The 14,710-nt window shown below is 49.3% G+C and carries 13 protein-coding genes; 8 read left to right on the plus strand and 5 right to left on the minus strand.

Translation table 11 applies throughout. The features are described from left to right. Position 1: 1 nt before the first annotated feature. The 5 genes from dnaN to IPH59_05945 all read right to left on the minus strand — a co-directional run bounded on the left by dnaN (position 2) and on the right by IPH59_05945 (position 5,921). Positions 2 to 1,111, minus strand: a complete 1,110-nt coding sequence (dnaN, locus tag IPH59_05925) for a DNA polymerase III subunit beta (protein MBK7091245.1) — start codon at positions 1,109 to 1,111, stop codon at positions 2 to 4. Positions 1,112 to 1,347: 236 nt separating this feature from the next. Next, positions 1,348 to 2,727 (minus strand): chromosomal replication initiator protein DnaA, encoded by a 1,380-nt coding sequence (gene dnaA, locus IPH59_05930; GenBank protein MBK7091246.1) that lies wholly within the window; start codon positions 2,725 to 2,727, stop codon positions 1,348 to 1,350. A gap of 573 nt (positions 2,728 to 3,300) precedes the next feature. Further along, positions 3,301 to 3,888: a NifU family protein gene (locus IPH59_05935; protein MBK7091247.1), complete on the minus strand. Its 588-nt coding sequence runs from the start codon at positions 3,886 to 3,888 to the stop codon at positions 3,301 to 3,303. A 131-nt stretch (positions 3,889 to 4,019) separates the two neighbouring features. After that, on the minus strand, positions 4,020 to 5,162 hold the full coding sequence (locus IPH59_05940; protein ID MBK7091248.1) for a P-loop NTPase: 1,143 nt from the start codon (positions 5,160 to 5,162) through the stop codon (positions 4,020 to 4,022). Between the two features lie 105 nt (positions 5,163 to 5,267). Continuing rightward, complete coding sequence (locus IPH59_05945) at positions 5,268 to 5,921, minus strand: hypothetical protein (GenBank protein ID MBK7091249.1); 654 nt, start codon at positions 5,919 to 5,921, stop codon at positions 5,268 to 5,270. Between the two features lie 176 nt (positions 5,922 to 6,097). Here IPH59_05945 and IPH59_05950 point away from each other — a divergent pair, with 176 nt between their 5' ends. The 8 genes from IPH59_05950 to IPH59_05985 all read left to right on the plus strand — a co-directional run bounded on the left by IPH59_05950 (position 6,098) and on the right by IPH59_05985 (position 14,707). Beyond that, positions 6,098 to 6,439, plus strand: coding sequence for an FHA domain-containing protein (locus IPH59_05950; protein MBK7091250.1), 342 nt, complete (start codon positions 6,098 to 6,100; stop codon positions 6,437 to 6,439). A gap of 103 nt (positions 6,440 to 6,542) precedes the next feature. Beyond that, the gene (locus IPH59_05955; GenBank protein ID MBK7091251.1) at positions 6,543 to 7,577 is read left to right on the plus strand and encodes a protein kinase; all 1,035 of its coding nucleotides are present in this window, start codon (positions 6,543 to 6,545) and stop codon (positions 7,575 to 7,577) included. A gap of 204 nt (positions 7,578 to 7,781) precedes the next feature. After that, the gene (locus IPH59_05960; protein ID MBK7091252.1) at positions 7,782 to 9,203 is read left to right on the plus strand and encodes an ATP-dependent Clp protease ATP-binding subunit; all 1,422 of its coding nucleotides are present in this window, start codon (positions 7,782 to 7,784) and stop codon (positions 9,201 to 9,203) included. Between the two features lie 81 nt (positions 9,204 to 9,284). After that, entirely contained in the window at positions 9,285 to 10,358 is a 1,074-nt protein-coding gene (locus IPH59_05965) for an AAA family ATPase (GenBank protein MBK7091253.1), read from the plus strand. Positions 10,359 to 10,378: 20 nt separating this feature from the next. Beyond that, positions 10,379 to 10,834: a type VI secretion system contractile sheath small subunit gene (locus IPH59_05970; GenBank protein MBK7091254.1), complete on the plus strand. Its 456-nt coding sequence runs from the start codon at positions 10,379 to 10,381 to the stop codon at positions 10,832 to 10,834. Positions 10,835 to 10,851: 17 nt separating this feature from the next. Further along, entirely contained in the window at positions 10,852 to 12,258 is a 1,407-nt protein-coding gene (locus IPH59_05975) for a hypothetical protein (GenBank protein ID MBK7091255.1), read from the plus strand. Positions 12,259 to 12,362: 104 nt separating this feature from the next. Then, positions 12,363 to 12,776 carry a hypothetical protein gene (locus tag IPH59_05980; GenBank protein ID MBK7091256.1) on the plus strand — a complete coding sequence of 138 codons (414 nt, stop codon included), beginning with the start codon at positions 12,363 to 12,365 and terminating at the stop codon, positions 12,774 to 12,776. 161 nt (positions 12,777 to 12,937) lie between these two features. After that, entirely contained in the window at positions 12,938 to 14,707 is a 1,770-nt protein-coding gene (locus IPH59_05985) for a hypothetical protein (GenBank protein ID MBK7091257.1), read from the plus strand. The last annotated feature ends 3 nt before the right edge of the window (positions 14,708 to 14,710 follow it).

Raw genomic sequence — 14,710 nt, forward strand, 5'->3', positions numbered from 1 at the left:
TCTAGTCCGCCAGCCTCAACGGCATCACCAGGCAAAGATAATCCGCGCCATCGTCAGCCGCAGTCACAACCGCGGCGGCTGTCGAAGACGACAACGCAAAACGTACTTCGTCGCCTTCAAGCTGCTTGAGGATGTCGAGAATATACTGTGCGTTGTAGCCGATCTCCAAATCATCGGAGTCGTACTGGCAAGGGATCTTCTCAATCGCTTCGCCGCCCAAATCGACATTTGTGGCAGAGAGCTCAAGCGTGTTCTTGGAGATGCTGAACTTCACTTGGCGCGTTAGTGAATTGGACAGGATCGAAACGCGGCGAAGTGTCTCGTTCAACAGCGTCTTGGGGACAATGAGATTCTTATCGTTATTCTTGGGGATCACTTGTTCCGTGTTCGGGTATGGACCTTCGATGATGCGAGTGCTGATTGTGTTGTTGCCGCAGATGAACACCAGCGTGCTGTCGCCAAATACGACACCGACTTCGCTGACACTTTCGCTCGCGAGTTTGCTGATCAAATTAAACGCTCTGGGCGGGACAATGACGTCGCCATGCAAACCTTGAAGCACAGTGTTGTCGGCTTCAGCGCGCGACAAACGGTGGCCATCAGTGGCGACCATGCGCATCCGTTCGCCATTGGTCTGCCAGAGAATTCCGTTAAGAGCCGGGCGAGTTTCATCGTTTGAAACTGAGAACGCTGTCTTGGCGATCAAGCTGCGAACAACATTGGCTGGAATGCGAATTTCTTTCTTGCTGTCGAACTCGGGAAGTTTCGGAAATTCATCGGCAGACATTCCGGAGATTTTGTAGTCACCGGTGCCAAAACGCATTTCGATGCGGTTGTTTGTGGATTCAATTTCAATTTCAGTTTGAGGAAGTGCGTTGATAATATCTGCGAAGGTCTTTGCCGGAATCGCAACTGAACCTTTTTTCGTAATCTTAGTTTCCAACGAAGTCGTAATCGAAATTTCGAGATCGGTTGCAGAGAGTTTTAGAAACTTGCCATCTGCTTCCATCAGGATGTTGCCAAGAATCGGCAATGTCGATTTGGTTGGAACTGCGCTCATCACAGCGCTCAATGCTGACTGAATCTTGTCAGTCGTCAGAGAGAATTTCATTTTCTTACTTCCTCAATATTCACAATTCGCACCGCACTCTTATTATAACTTAATTATAAATTTAAAAGTAATAGTCATAATAGTAGTGTGGAGAAGTCTCTTTGTAAAGTGATATTACTGTCGTTGAACAGCATACAGCCTTTAGTTACTGTGGACAAGTGCACTATTCCACATGGATAACTTTTCCGGATTGTGGATGAATTATTTTCCGTCAACTTTTCCACAGTACTTTGCACCTATTGATGACTACAAATCAGGTTGATGAGTTGATCAATCTGCAGCTTGAAATCCATCGAAGATTTCATATTGTCCTGCACCTGCTGACAAGCATGAATCACCGTAGAATGATCACGATTTCCGAAATTTATACCAATCAGTTTCAGTGATGAACTTGTCAATGTCCGACACAAATACATAGCCACTTGCCGAGCATTGACAATCTCCTGTGTCTTCTTCTTTGACTTCAGCATCTCTTCGGAAATCTTGAAATACGAAGCCACTTCCTTCTGTATCTGCTCGATGGTCACCGGCTTAGATTTTGAACGAATCGAGTCCTTAAGGACATCCTGCGCCAACGACATCGTCAGCTCTTTCTTGCGCAGCGAAGCATACGCCACAAGTCTCACTAATGCGCCTTCGAGTTCACGGACGTTCGACGTAATCGAGTCAGCGATATAGGTAAGAACATCGTTGGGTACTGTCACGCCATCACTTTCAGCTTTCTTCTGCAAGATCGCCACTCGCGTTTCGAGCGACGGCGGCTGGATATCGGCAACCAAACCCCAACTGAAGCGCGACAGAAGACGTTCTTCGAGTCCAAGAATGTCCTTTGGCGGGCGATCAGCGGTGAGGACAATCTGTTTCCCTTCTTGGTGAAGCGCATTAAACGTATGGAAGAACTGCTCCTGCGTTGATTCCTTGCCGGTGAAGAACTGAATGTCATCCAAGAGCAGAAGATCGGCAGTGCGATAGCGATTGGCGAATTCGTGGACCGATTTCGTTGACAGCGAGCGGATAAACTCGTTCGTGAAACTCTCGCTCGAAACATACATCACCCGCAGTTTGTTGTTTGACTGGCAAACTGCATTGCCGATCGCTTGCACCAAGTGAGTTTTACCCAGGCCGACGCCGCCGTAAATGAAGAGCGGATTGTAACGGTTCTCCCCCGGCGCTTCGGAGACAGCTTCGCAGGCAGCGTAGGCGAACTGATTGGAATCCCCAACAACGAAACTTTCAAAGAGATAGCGCGGGTTTAGCTTGGGAGCAGGATGCTCCTGATGTCCGTTGCCGTTTCCATTGCCATTGAGAACCGGCGTTGATCGGTCCTCCTCCGTGTCGGTCGAGAAAATCTCGACCTGCACCGGCATCTTTTGAACTTTGAAATCAAAATTCCACGGCTGTTCTGAAACTTCCGCAAGCGACTCGCTTATGGTGTGGCTGTATCGCTCGGAAATCCAATGCGCCGCAAAATTGTTTGGTACGAGTATGCTGAAACAGTTTCCTTCGACAAATTCAACTCGTGTAGGCTTGAACCACGTGAAAAATGAGGGCTTGTTCACGCGTTTGGACAGACTGGAGAGACATCTGTCCCAAAGTGCATTAACTTGTTCCTGCATGGTTACCCCGTAAATTGTGTAGTATAAGAAGCTTCACCAGTTTCGCGTCGAACGCGAAAATCCATAAGATTCTCAGTCATTTACTATTTTCCTTAATGTGAGATCAGAGTTACGCCCGAACACGCAAGCGACCCGACGACCACTACCCAGCCATTTCCTTTGCGGACATCGCTTGATTCGGTAACAGATTAGGAGCAAACTACGACGTGCTCCTACGCAATGGGAAGATGTCCTTTGTGTTTTCCACACGATGTTAACACCTTGTTAACATCTTATGAATCATTGACTTCCGGCTTTGAATATATCTTTTTGGCCGTCGGCAAGTCAAGGAATTCTTCAGAAAATTGCGGGAGTTGTAAACACATTGACAGACAGTAAGTTTAGAGTGGGCATCTATTCAAAACTGACTATATGATTCTTGGCTTTCAGAACCGCCTCTGTAAGGTCAAGTCAAATGCCGAGTTGCAAAAGACCATCTTTCAACATCGAGTTTCCTGGAAAAGAAACGGACAAACTTGCAGGTTTGTCCGTTATGGCTTCCACTTATTGGCGCGAAAAATAATCTCTACATGTTTAGTAGTACGGATTTACTCCAGCCGAATGATCTGTAACATCCACTACTTCACCAACTCCGGGAATGCGCTCACGAATTGAACGCTCGATTCCATATCTCAGAGTTTGTGATGAAGACGCGCAGCCCTGACAGCCGCCGGCGAGGCGAAGCATCACCTGGCCATCTTTGACCGCTACGCATTCGACGAATCCGCCGTGCGATGCGATCGCCGGATTGATTTCGTTTTCGAACATCTCATCAACAATCTTCTTGATCTCTTCATCAGAAGGCACCGGCTGCTTGAGATCTTCAGCCATCAAAGGTTTGCCCGAGTTAATCAACTCGCGGATGGTGCGGCCCACATCGCGCCCCAACACTTGCCACTCTTCGTCAGAGTCTTTGCTGATGGTAATGCTGTCGCCCGTGATGAAAATCTCCCGAATACCTTTGAGAGCAAAGAGGGCTTCCAGAAGCGGCGAACCGGTCGCTTGCTCAGCACTTTTACAATCGTACGCTCCGCCCGGAAACACCGGCCGATCGACTCGGAAGATACAGACATCCGGATCGGGAAATAGTTGTGCGGTGATTTTGATTTCTTGTTCAGCCATATATGAACATCCTTTCTATATCCAATATCCGAATCGCGCTTCTCTCAAGCCGCTTAGATTTATAACACAGCATTTTCTTCAGCGTGCCCAAATAATGAAGGCGAAGTCGTCTTGTATCGCCTTGACTTAGGTCAAACCTCGAAAGACCCGCTCGAATCAGCTTCTGGCAATGCCTGTAGCAGCTTAAATGCATACAGCCCAGTGCGATGACCATCGGAAAAGTGCAGTGCAACTGCGTAACGGCCAATCATCTCAAAGCTGTCTATCCTAATATCGAGCGGTATGCGCTTTGGATCAAGCGTTCTTCGCCCGGAATCTTCATCAATACAAGAAGCGCACGGGCAGTTTATCCGGAGCGAGTAGGCGTTGTAGTTGCTCACACGCGCATCGTGCCAAGTTACAACCAGATCGCCGTTCTTGCGCAGTTCGATTTGTTCCGGTTCATCTTCGCTGACAGTGGCGCTGACTCGCGCGACGATTGTCTGTAGATTCTTAGCGACACTTAGGAATGCCTTCGCCGCCGGGCTGTCAACGCCTGACTCAAGTACCGGGACTCCCGAATCGCCGCTCATCATAATCTCCGGATCAAGCGGAATTGCGCCAAGATACGGGACTTCCGTGTGTTTGGACAAAGCTTCACCACCACCGACCTTGAAGATGTCGGTCGTCTTGCCACAGTGTTTGCACACAAAACCGCTCATGTTCTCGATAACACCCAGAATCGGCACATTGACTTGCTCAAACATTTTCAGGCCCTTGGCAGCAACGCCGAGTGCTACTTGCTGAGGAGTCGTGACGATCACCGCACCCGTCAGCGATGCTTGTTGTGCCAGAGTCAACTGCACGTCGCCAGTGCCGGGAGGAAGGTCAATCAACAAATAGTCGAGCTTTCCCCATTCGACATTGCCGATGAACTGATGGATAATCTTCATTGCCATTGGCGCGCGCCAGATTACCGGTCCATCGTTGTCGATCAAGAGACCCATTGATACAAAACTGATTCCATATTTCTTCACCGGCTGAAGCATATCTCCGGCCACATCGGGTCGAGCTTCTCGCGCTCCCAACATTCCCGGTTGACTCGGACCGTAGATATCAGCGTCCATCAAACCGACTTTGGCGCCGGTCTGTGCAAGTGCTACCGCAAGATTGACAGAGAGTGTCGATTTACCCACGCCACCCTTCCCCGATGCAATTGCAATGATGTTCTTTACGCCGGAAAGACTCGCGTTCTGCGGCTGTGCGTGCTGATGCGGATGATTCGATTCTGGCATATCTCTCTTTCGATTGTGACTTCCCCGTAATTCGCCGCTTCTATGCGGTTTAGGATTATACGAAAGATAGCGGTCCCAGAAAAGCAGAATCAGTCGGGCAGTTGACTACACGTATGCGCGTCGTTTGCGGTCCATCCAATAATACAAGCCGACAAACAGCCATTGCGCGAGGCCGGCAACTGCAATCGTCTTTGTGTCTGGAGGCGGCGGACCGAAAACGCTGGCGAGGTATATCCCGACGAGAAGCAATGTGGTGCCCCACAAAAGGATGCTTCCCATTCGAAACCGAGAATGGGTAGAATTCCAGTAGATGAACAGACCGATGAAGAAAATCCCGAACTCCAGAATCAATGTTGCTGCCATAGAATCCCACAGCCCGAAACCGACATGGGCAGAGTCACTCGGGAGTAGCGGCAAATCAGGTCGATGTACTAAAACATCAAGCAGCCAATGACTTAGCACTAAGCCGCCAACTAATAGAGCCGCTCCCGTTGAACGTCTCCAGATGAAATAGATGACACCCAAGAGCAGCGCCCAGATGCCCACTGCAAGAAGGCTATGAGAAATAGGATAGTTCGTGAATTCCAACGGTACGACGAGGGTTATCCCAGGTTTTATCACGACCTCTTCTTTTCCTAAGAGAAGCAGAATCGGCCAGATCAAGTCAATCAACAGAGAAGCGAATACCAAGATTCCAAGTGATGTCTTGGGTGAGGCTTTCTTTGCGGCGAGGGCAAGTCCATAGTGTCCGAGAAACATACCGACCAAGGTAGTTTCAAAAACGCGTCACGCTAACAAAATAGCATCTGCCGTAATCAGCTCTTCGACAAAACGTTTCTCTCGACTACTTACCGTCGTTTCGAGATGTTGTCCGTATAAACCCTTGGAGAGAAATCGATTGATTTTGCCGTGGCAAACCAGTAATATCACATATTATGCCGTTGAAACCGCTTTTGGTAGTTGAAGAGGGTCCTGATAGAGGACGGCAGTTTTCGACCGACGCCGTCCAATTTCGAATTGGCAGGTCGAGTGAAAAGTGCGATTTCGTGCTGTCTGACGATGACTCGGCCATCAGCCGCGAGCATTTTGCTGTCATTCGCCGGGGAGACGCCTTTCTTTTCACGAATCTTTCGCGCAATGGCTCGACTATCAACGGTGTGAAAGCCGATCAGACTCTCCTTAAGAATAACGACTTGATTAAGGTCGGACTGCAGACTGTTATCCGTTTTGCTGTTATGGATAGCCGCGACATGGAAGCCAATCCCAGTTTCGGTTAGACTAAGTCGACAGTCACAATAATGAACCCAACCCGCGTCTTTGCCCCTGTGGGCAGATATGGGGTGTGGTGCAGCCAATTAAACTTGCTATCACAGGGGAGTGATGACGCACGATTATCATGGACGATATGCGGAGTTTGCGGTCATTGATGACCCTTCCCTGCCTGAGCGCTTCCAAAACTACAGCATCGACAAGAACAAGATCGGCGAAGGGCCGATCAGTCTTTGCTATCGCGCCCAGCGTATCGATACCAATGAAACCGTTCGTCTCAAAGTCTTCCGACGTCGATTATCCCAAAACCCGGAGATAGTTGAACTATTCCAGAAACAAAGTCGCCTTTATTCGGAATTCCGCGGCAGCCAGATCCAGTCATTTCGAGGTACAACAGCTCACAATGAGATGTTGATACTTGAGTATGGCTACGTCGACGGCGTGAGCCTGCGCAGTATCATCTCCGAGAATGCCCCGCTCCATCCCGATCTCGTTGGGCTAATCGCCCAAGGTATTTTGCAGGCGCTCAACCAGATCCATGGAGTCAGGCCATCGCCAGGTATGGGGAATCTGATCCCCTTACATAAGAATCTCAAACCCGAGAATGTCATTTTGACCACTGACGGCAGAATTATGCTGACCGATATTGATATGCTTCCCTTTTGCCACTTGGCTGACCGTCTGAAGTTGAGCCTGCCATACTCGCTCAATGTCTATGAGTCACCCGAGCAGCTACTCAAATCCGGTTATGCCGACCGCCGGTCGGACCTTTTCGCTCTTGGCTTGATGATGCTGGAGATGGCCACGGGTCGGTATCCCTATGGCGGTGCGAATGTCTTTGAAGTGAGGCAGAATATCAGGGAAGAATATCGCGAGAATGCGGACTCATTATATCCTTCATATAAGGAGCCGAGTGTACGTTCGCTCACCAAGTCGCTTTCACGCCTGATTGACAAGATGGTCGAGCACAATCCGGAAAAAAGAATGCAAACCCTGATGGACTTAGAGAGTAGTTTGGTCGACTATTTCAAAGACGCAAGCTATGACTACCCGCAAAAGACGCTAACCGACTTCCTGCGACTAAGGTCCTTTCAGACCGAACGTGCACGCAAGAAGGGATTTATTGATCGGTTGTTTGGCGGATGAACAAAACACTACGTTGGAGAGTAGAATCAGAGGATGATGGTAAAAGTCGGTCAATATTGCGGTCAAAGTTTGTAGACCCACTTATGCATATATCGCTTGCCTTGTTTAACATAAATCTTGACACTAAAAATGAGGGATTGTACCTTCAGTTTCTAAGCGCATTCAGACGCGAGACAATTTCGCACCCCTTACTGTGAAGAGGATATGGATTTAGGATCGTTTTCAGCGACCCTGCAGAACGGTATTCGCCGCGCGCAGGAATTGGCAAAAAGCTACTTTCATGCGGAAATCAAACCGCAACATCTGTTCCTGGTTCTGCTTCGCGATGAAGGCGGCGAGTTAGCCGCGCTTCTTAAACAGCTCGGCAAGAAACCTGACTATTTCGAAGCACTGCTGGCAGATGAACTCTCCAAGATGGGTAAATCAGCTTCCGATGAAGTCCGCCCGGTTGCTTCCCCTGCCCTGCAATCCTTGTTGGTTGCAGCCTCTAATAAAGCACAGCGCTTCTCAGAGTCGGAAACTCGGCCCGAACATATATTGATGGTCTTTGTTGGACCAGACTCGCCATTGAGTGAACAAGTTCGCCGTCGTCTTGACTTTGACGAAGGCAAGATCATTGACGCCAACGCCGAGATGAAAGTCGTCCAGTCAATCGCCGGCGGTCAAACCACGACCACTGATGGCGGTGAAGATGCCGTCGTCGGCGCCGAAGGAATCAAGTATTGCGTCGACATGTGCGAGAAGGCTCGCAAGGGCGACTATGACAAGTTCTTTGGACGTCAGGAAGACATCTTCAATATCTCCCGCGTCCTGATTCGCCGCCGCAAAAACAACCCAATCCTCGTTGGCCCTCCCGGTGTCGGCAAGTCCGCATTGGTCGAAGGTCTCGCCCTACAGATTATCAACAAGCAAACGACTCCGGAACTTTGGGATACAATACTGCTTCATCTCGACCTTGGCCAATTAGTCGCCGGAGCCAAGTACAAAGGCGAATTCGAAGAACGCTTCAATGCGTTGATTTCCCGACTTACCAAGGGCAAAGGCAATCTCGTGCTGTTCATGGATGAGATCCACACCCTCGTCGGTGCGGGTAATCCTTCCGGTGGAATGGATGCCGCCAACCTGATCAAGCCGGCGTTGGCACGCGGCGCATTCAAGGTCATCGGCGCGACAACTCTTGAAGAGTACCGCAAGTATATAGAGAAGGACAAGGCGCTGGATCGCCGCTTCCAGCGGGTCATGGTTGAAGAACCGACTTTCCAGGAATCGCAGGAAATCATGAGCGGTGTTCGCGATACTTATGGCAAACACCATAGTCTTGATATTCCCGATACCGTAGTGGATGAAGCAATCAAGCTATCACAGCGCTATATCGGCGACCGTTTCTTGCCGGATAAGGCAATTGACCTGCTCGACGAAGCTGCGGCATCATTCAGGCTCAATTGCACTCGCGCTAAGAACGGAATTGTTGACCTGCGCAAGGAAGCGGAAGAACTCAAGAAGACATTGGGCGTAAAATCTGCCGCTGACACTGATGAAGGTCTTGAAGATGAGACCCGCCAGAAATTGGAAGCATTTAATCAGAAGTTTGATGAGTTGTTTTCTCTCTGGACAGGACGAGTGTAACCTGGCACGTATTGGGTGTTAATAATGGATCAGGAGTTTGTAGCCTAGCCCCTTGTGGGCGTCAACTCTTTAAGGATGGAAATGAGCACAGAAAAAAGTCAAATAGCCCAGTTTCGCCAGAACCTCGAGAAGATCGACAAGCTCGAGAAATTCGTTACGGCTGAAAAGCAGACGTTGGGCGTCGAAGATGTCGCGTTTGTAATCTCTCGCTGGACGAAGATTCCAGTCAATCGGATGATGGAAGACGAGAAAGCTAAACTGCTTAATCTCGAAGCCCACCTTGGCGAACGAGTCGTCGATCAGGAAGACGCCATCAAGACTATCTGCGAAGCTGTTCGCCGCTCGCGCTCGGGCATCAAGCGTCATAACCGACCGATTGGCTCCTTCCTTTTCTTAGGCTCTACCGGAACCGGTAAGACGGAATTGGCAAAGACTCTCGCTGAATTCCTGTTCAATGATGAAAAGAACATGATTCGCTTCGACATGTCGGAATTTATGGAGAAGCACTCGGTTGCAAAACTGATCGGCGCTCCTCCCGGATATGTCGGCTACGAAGCCGGCGGTATGCTGACCGAAAAGGTCAAGCGCAACCCCTACTCCGTTGTGCTGTTTGACGAAGTCGAGAAAGCCGATCCTGATGTGTTCAACATCATGTTGCAATTGCTTGACGACGGCCGCCTCACGGACGGTCAGGGAAACACGATCGATTTCACTAACACAATCGTTATCCTGACTTCGAACTTTGGCTCGCACCATATCCTCGATTGCTACCGCGAGAAAAAACCGGTAGAACGCGACGATATGATGAATATCCTCAAGGCGAAGTTCCGTCCTGAGTTTCTGAATCGTCTGGAGTGGATTATCTTCCGCCCATTGACTGAGAAAGGCATTGGCGTCATCGTCGATATCCAACTCAAGGTCATCAACAAGATTCTTAAAGACCAGAAGATGACAATCGCCGTGACTCCAGAAGCCAAAAAAGCGCTGGCTGATCGCGGGTATAATTTTGAAATGGGTGCGCGTCCCCTTCAGAGAGTGTTGGAAAAGGAAGTCCTTAACCCACTCTCGATCGGGATTATCGATGGCCGGTTTCCGGAAGGATCGAAAGTCGAAGTGCGTTACAGTGGTGAAAATTTTGAAATCGCAAAAGTATAGATTCACAGTTAGGAGGTCGTATGGCGGACTCATTTAAGATTGCTGCCCCGCATATCGGCACAACAGAATACAAGGAGAAGAGCGATTCAATTCCTGTTGATCTGTTGCCGTCGAACAAGATGGTCTATTTGACCAAATTGAATTCCAAGGAAGAACAAGAGCCCGATTTGACCCGGTGCAAGAATCTCAAGGAAGTCTTCAGTACCTTCCGTCCCACCAACGAAGTCACGATCAACAAGCAGGACGGCTCCGAAGAATCCGTTGAACTCGAATTCAACGCGATGAAGGACTTTGGTTCGATGGAGATTATCCAGAAGAACGACTATCTGCAGGAGAAGTACAACGAGGTCGAGATTCTGCGCAATCTCAAGAACCTTCTGGAGAAACCCAACTCCAAACTCCGCAAGGATCTCGCTAATCCTCAGAAGAAGGAAGAGTTCCTCAACGTCCTTAAGTCCTATATCGCGAAACTGTAAACCGCCAAGAGGAAATCATGTCAGATCAGGAAAAAGATTTAGAACAGCAGGGTCAGGCTGAGACTAAAGTAAAAGAAAAGACTGACCTAAAAGACATCCTCGGTGCCGGTTTTGTCGGATACGAGGTTGTCAAGGACCACCTGTCGCATTTCAAGAGCCAGGACGGTCTCCATGTCGAGGGCGTCAAGTTCCTTGACCCCAAGAATGAGTCATTCAACAAATTCTTGAGTTCGGACGAGTTCAAAGATCGCCGCAAACAACTCAAGCAGAGATTGTCGATTTGGTCAAGCTTTATCGAAGGTAATGATCCTTCCGATGACGCTGCACTCGACAAGCTCGAAAACATGATCGCGGAAGCAGACAAGAATATCTCCGAGAACATGAAGAACATCCATGAGGCGATTCGCCCGCTGGAAACCGCTTACCGCGGCGTCGACCTGTTCTTCCAGAACGCCATGGCGCGTCCGGATGCCGAAGTCTATGTTTATTTTGCGAATGCGGGTATCAACGACCTCACCGATCCCAACGATCGCGAGAAGTTCGAGCATATCAATCGGCAGATTCACGATATCTACGGTCTTTATGACATCACCAACTGCTACTCGCTTTGCTGTATCCCCGGATACCTCGGCAGTGTGAAGGATATCGACACCATCGCCCGCGATATGGGCATGCCGAGCAAGTTGCAGATTTTCACCGATTTCAAGCACTTCAATACTTATGAAGAGCTTTCCGACGAGCTCGATGATCCGTCTTATGACGATCTGCGTGGCAACGCCGACTACAAGGCTTACGTCTCGGTCTTCGGCAACTATGTCAAAGCCGACAAGCCGGAGAGCCGTTTCGACAAGGATCCGCTTTGGATTCCGCCGTCGTCGCTGGTTGCCGGACTGGTCTACAAGAACGATAACGACATTGGTATTCAGGCACCGTCGGCCGGTAAGGTCAACGGTAAGCTAGCCGGTATTCAGTCAACGCGCATCAAATTGAACGAAGTGAAGAACACCAAGCTCAATGAGAAGGGCGTCAACTGCGTGATCAACTGGCAGGGTGATGTCGGTGATGTCGTCGCGATGGGTGCTGATACGCTCGCCAAAGACGCGCGCTTCCGCAACTACACGATCAAGCGCACCTATGACTACATCTATAAGGTCATGCGCAACTATCTGAATCAGCAGGTCTACAAAGGCTTCGACGATAAGCTCAAGAAGTCGATTGACGGCGATCTCAACAAGTTCCTGAGCCTGCTTCAGCGCAATAAGGTGATCAACGGATTCACCTGTAACGTTATCGCAACCAACGAAATGATTGAAAATCAGCAGATGTTGCTGGAAGTCGCCTTGAATACCAAGACGCCGATCAAGCAGTACGTCGTGAAGTTGGAAGCGATGGTTGACGATGCCGGGCAGGCGGCAGTAAAATAATTTCGAACCGCACTTGCCGCTTGGCGACAGTTAGGATGCAAGTGATTAGGTTTGAAAAAGAAATTAAAATAGAAACTAACTGAAGTAGTAGGAGGAAACACACAATGGCACAGGAAGTAGAACTGTTGATCGATGGCGAAAAGTTCGATAAGGTTCACTCAGTGAGCTACGAACTCTATACCCCGCACGATCAGGCAGACGGCAAGCCGAGTTCGGTCCCGACCGGTCTGAAGCTGAGAATCCGCCGCGAATCCGATGATAATGTCGGTATCGCCAAGTGGGCTTTCGATTCATCCCAGGTCAATCGTAAGACCGGCCAGATCACCTTCAAGGATCCGAATCTTAAGAAGGAACTCAAGGTTCTCAAGTGGGAAAATGGCTTCATCACCCACTATGAAGAGCACGTTCCTTCCACCGCCGCCAACCCGAACGAGCAGATGTACGAATATTTCGAAATCTCTGCCGAAATGGTTGATCTCAACGGCGCCGAATACAAGAAGGACTGGAAAGGCAAATGAGCCTGACCATATAAGGTCTATCGAGACGGGAAGGCGAGAATGTTCTCCCTTCCCGCTCTTTTAATAAGCTAACCAGAGTTTCGAGGATACGATGCCGATACAGATCGATGAAATAGACAATAGAGCCGGAAGACGACGGCGAAGATCAAATTCACGTCAGGATGACGACTGCGGTTGAACTCAAGATCGACGGCTCTACAGTAGATTGGAATATCGAAGACTTCGAACTCGACCAAATGGCTTTTGACCATCATGTACTAAAAATTACGCTTTCCAAGGATATAGCGACTGCCGATTTGGTAGAAAATCTCACAACTCTCAACTTCTTCCCGGCCAAAATGGGTGGAAGCTTGACGCTAATTTTCAAGCCCATCGAAACATACGCAGCTTCTATTAAGCCCAACGAGTTCTTTGGTGTTATTACTAATCTGCGGTTCTTTAATGACGGTATCCAGTCATCAAGAGTCACCATTGAAGCTAAGAGCCCGACTTGGAAGATGGATCAAGCGACGATGGTCAAGACCTTTGAAAAAATGACTCGCGACGAGATCGCAAATCAGATAATGGGAAACTACACCGTCGAACACTCTGTTTCAGGAGGCGGCGGTACCGAAGCCAAGCGAGACATGACGACGCAATGGATGCAATCCGACTGGGATTTTCTTATCACCACGGTTCTTGGTGAAACGGATCGCTGGGTTTACTACGACGGCAAGAAGCTCGTCGTCGACGCAGCAAGAAGCAAAGACACTATTTCGCTTGAGTTAACCAAGAATGTCGGTTCAGCCGAGGTGCGCCTCAACGCTGTCCAGACTCGGTATATCGAGAACGGTTGGTCTGAAAAAGAAAAACAAACAACGCAATCTGTTGTTGAATCCTCCCCGACCTCGTTCGGAGGAATGGCTAACGCGGCTTTTCGTGCCTCGCAGAGTCTGATTTCTTCAAAATCTATCGGTATCTCAGATCTCTCGACCGAAACCGCACAGGTTCGCTCGCGCGCCGACGCCATGCAAGGCAATGCTATCGGCAATCTTGTCGTATGCTACCTCCAGACCAACCAGCCATCAATCAAGGTCGGAAACACTATTGAATTGACCGGTATGGGACCCGTTTATAACGGAGTCTATTTTGTCAAGAGAGTCACTCACAACATGGACGGCAACGGTTATTACAACTTCGTGGAAGCACTTCCTCTTGAGAGCGCCAAACCGCCGATCATTGAATCAGACGCCCGTTCCTGGCGCGGTGACCCAATTTGCGCTTTAGTAATCGATAACAATGACCCTGAATCGCGCGGGAGAGTCAAAGTCAAGTTTCCATTCAATGGCTCAGACGGGAATCCGTGTGCATCCGACTGGATCCATGTGGCTGGACCGTATGCCGGCCGGGACCGCGGGTTCTATTTTCTCCCGGAAGTAGATGATGAAGTACTTGTTGGCTTTTTCCAGGGTGATATCGACCATCCCGTTGTTCTTGGATCGCTTTGGAACGGCACCGATAAACCTCCAAGTGGCGCGTTCAATGACAAAAACGATATTAAGATGATTTATACGCGGAGCGGACATCAACTGATTTTTGACGAAACAAGCGGCTCCGAGAAAATAAGCATCATTGATAAGACCGGAAGTAACTCAATTGTTATTGATTCGGCACAGAATACAATCACGGTTTCATCCGATAAGGATATTGTGTTCAAGGCGAGGGAAAATGTCACCTTCGATGTCGGCAAGGACTTCTCCGTTGAAGCCAAGGGCAAGGTCAGTTTGAAAGCGACAGGCGACCTTTCCGCCGAAGGAATGAATGCTACTATCAAAGCGCAGACCGCTGCGAAGATCGAGGGCACTGCCAGTCTCGATGCGAAGGGTGGTATGGTCAATGTAGAAGGATCGGGACCGACCACCGTCAAGGGCAATCCGATCATGCTGAATTAGTTA

The organism is bacterium (assembly GCA_016708315.1).
Classification (GTDB): Bacteria; Zixibacteria; MSB-5A5; order CAIYYT01; family CAIYYT01; genus JADJGC01.

Coding starts and splice junctions, on each gene's coding strand:
- IPH59_05985 (MBK7091257.1), top strand. CDS start 12,938: ATGACGACTGCGGTTGAACTCAAGATCGACGGCTCTACAGTAGATTGG.
- IPH59_05935 (MBK7091247.1), bottom strand. CDS start 3,888: ATGGCTGAACAAGAAATCAAAATCACCGCACAACTATTTCCCGATCCG.
- IPH59_05945 (MBK7091249.1), bottom strand. CDS start 5,921: ATGTTTCTCGGACACTATGGACTTGCCCTCGCCGCAAAGAAAGCCTCA.
- IPH59_05950 (MBK7091250.1), top strand. CDS start 6,098: ATGCCGTTGAAACCGCTTTTGGTAGTTGAAGAGGGTCCTGATAGAGGA.
- IPH59_05955 (MBK7091251.1), top strand. CDS start 6,543: ATGACGCACGATTATCATGGACGATATGCGGAGTTTGCGGTCATTGAT.
- IPH59_05975 (MBK7091255.1), top strand. CDS start 10,852: ATGTCAGATCAGGAAAAAGATTTAGAACAGCAGGGTCAGGCTGAGACT.
- IPH59_05940 (MBK7091248.1), bottom strand. CDS start 5,162: ATGCCAGAATCGAATCATCCGCATCAGCACGCACAGCCGCAGAACGCG.
- dnaN (MBK7091245.1), bottom strand. CDS start 1,111: ATGAAATTCTCTCTGACGACTGACAAGATTCAGTCAGCATTGAGCGCT.
- IPH59_05960 (MBK7091252.1), top strand. CDS start 7,782: ATGGATTTAGGATCGTTTTCAGCGACCCTGCAGAACGGTATTCGCCGC.
- IPH59_05980 (MBK7091256.1), top strand. CDS start 12,363: ATGGCACAGGAAGTAGAACTGTTGATCGATGGCGAAAAGTTCGATAAG.
- dnaA (MBK7091246.1), bottom strand. CDS start 2,727: ATGCAGGAACAAGTTAATGCACTTTGGGACAGATGTCTCTCCAGTCTG.
- IPH59_05970 (MBK7091254.1), top strand. CDS start 10,379: ATGGCGGACTCATTTAAGATTGCTGCCCCGCATATCGGCACAACAGAA.
- IPH59_05965 (MBK7091253.1), top strand. CDS start 9,285: ATGAGCACAGAAAAAAGTCAAATAGCCCAGTTTCGCCAGAACCTCGAG.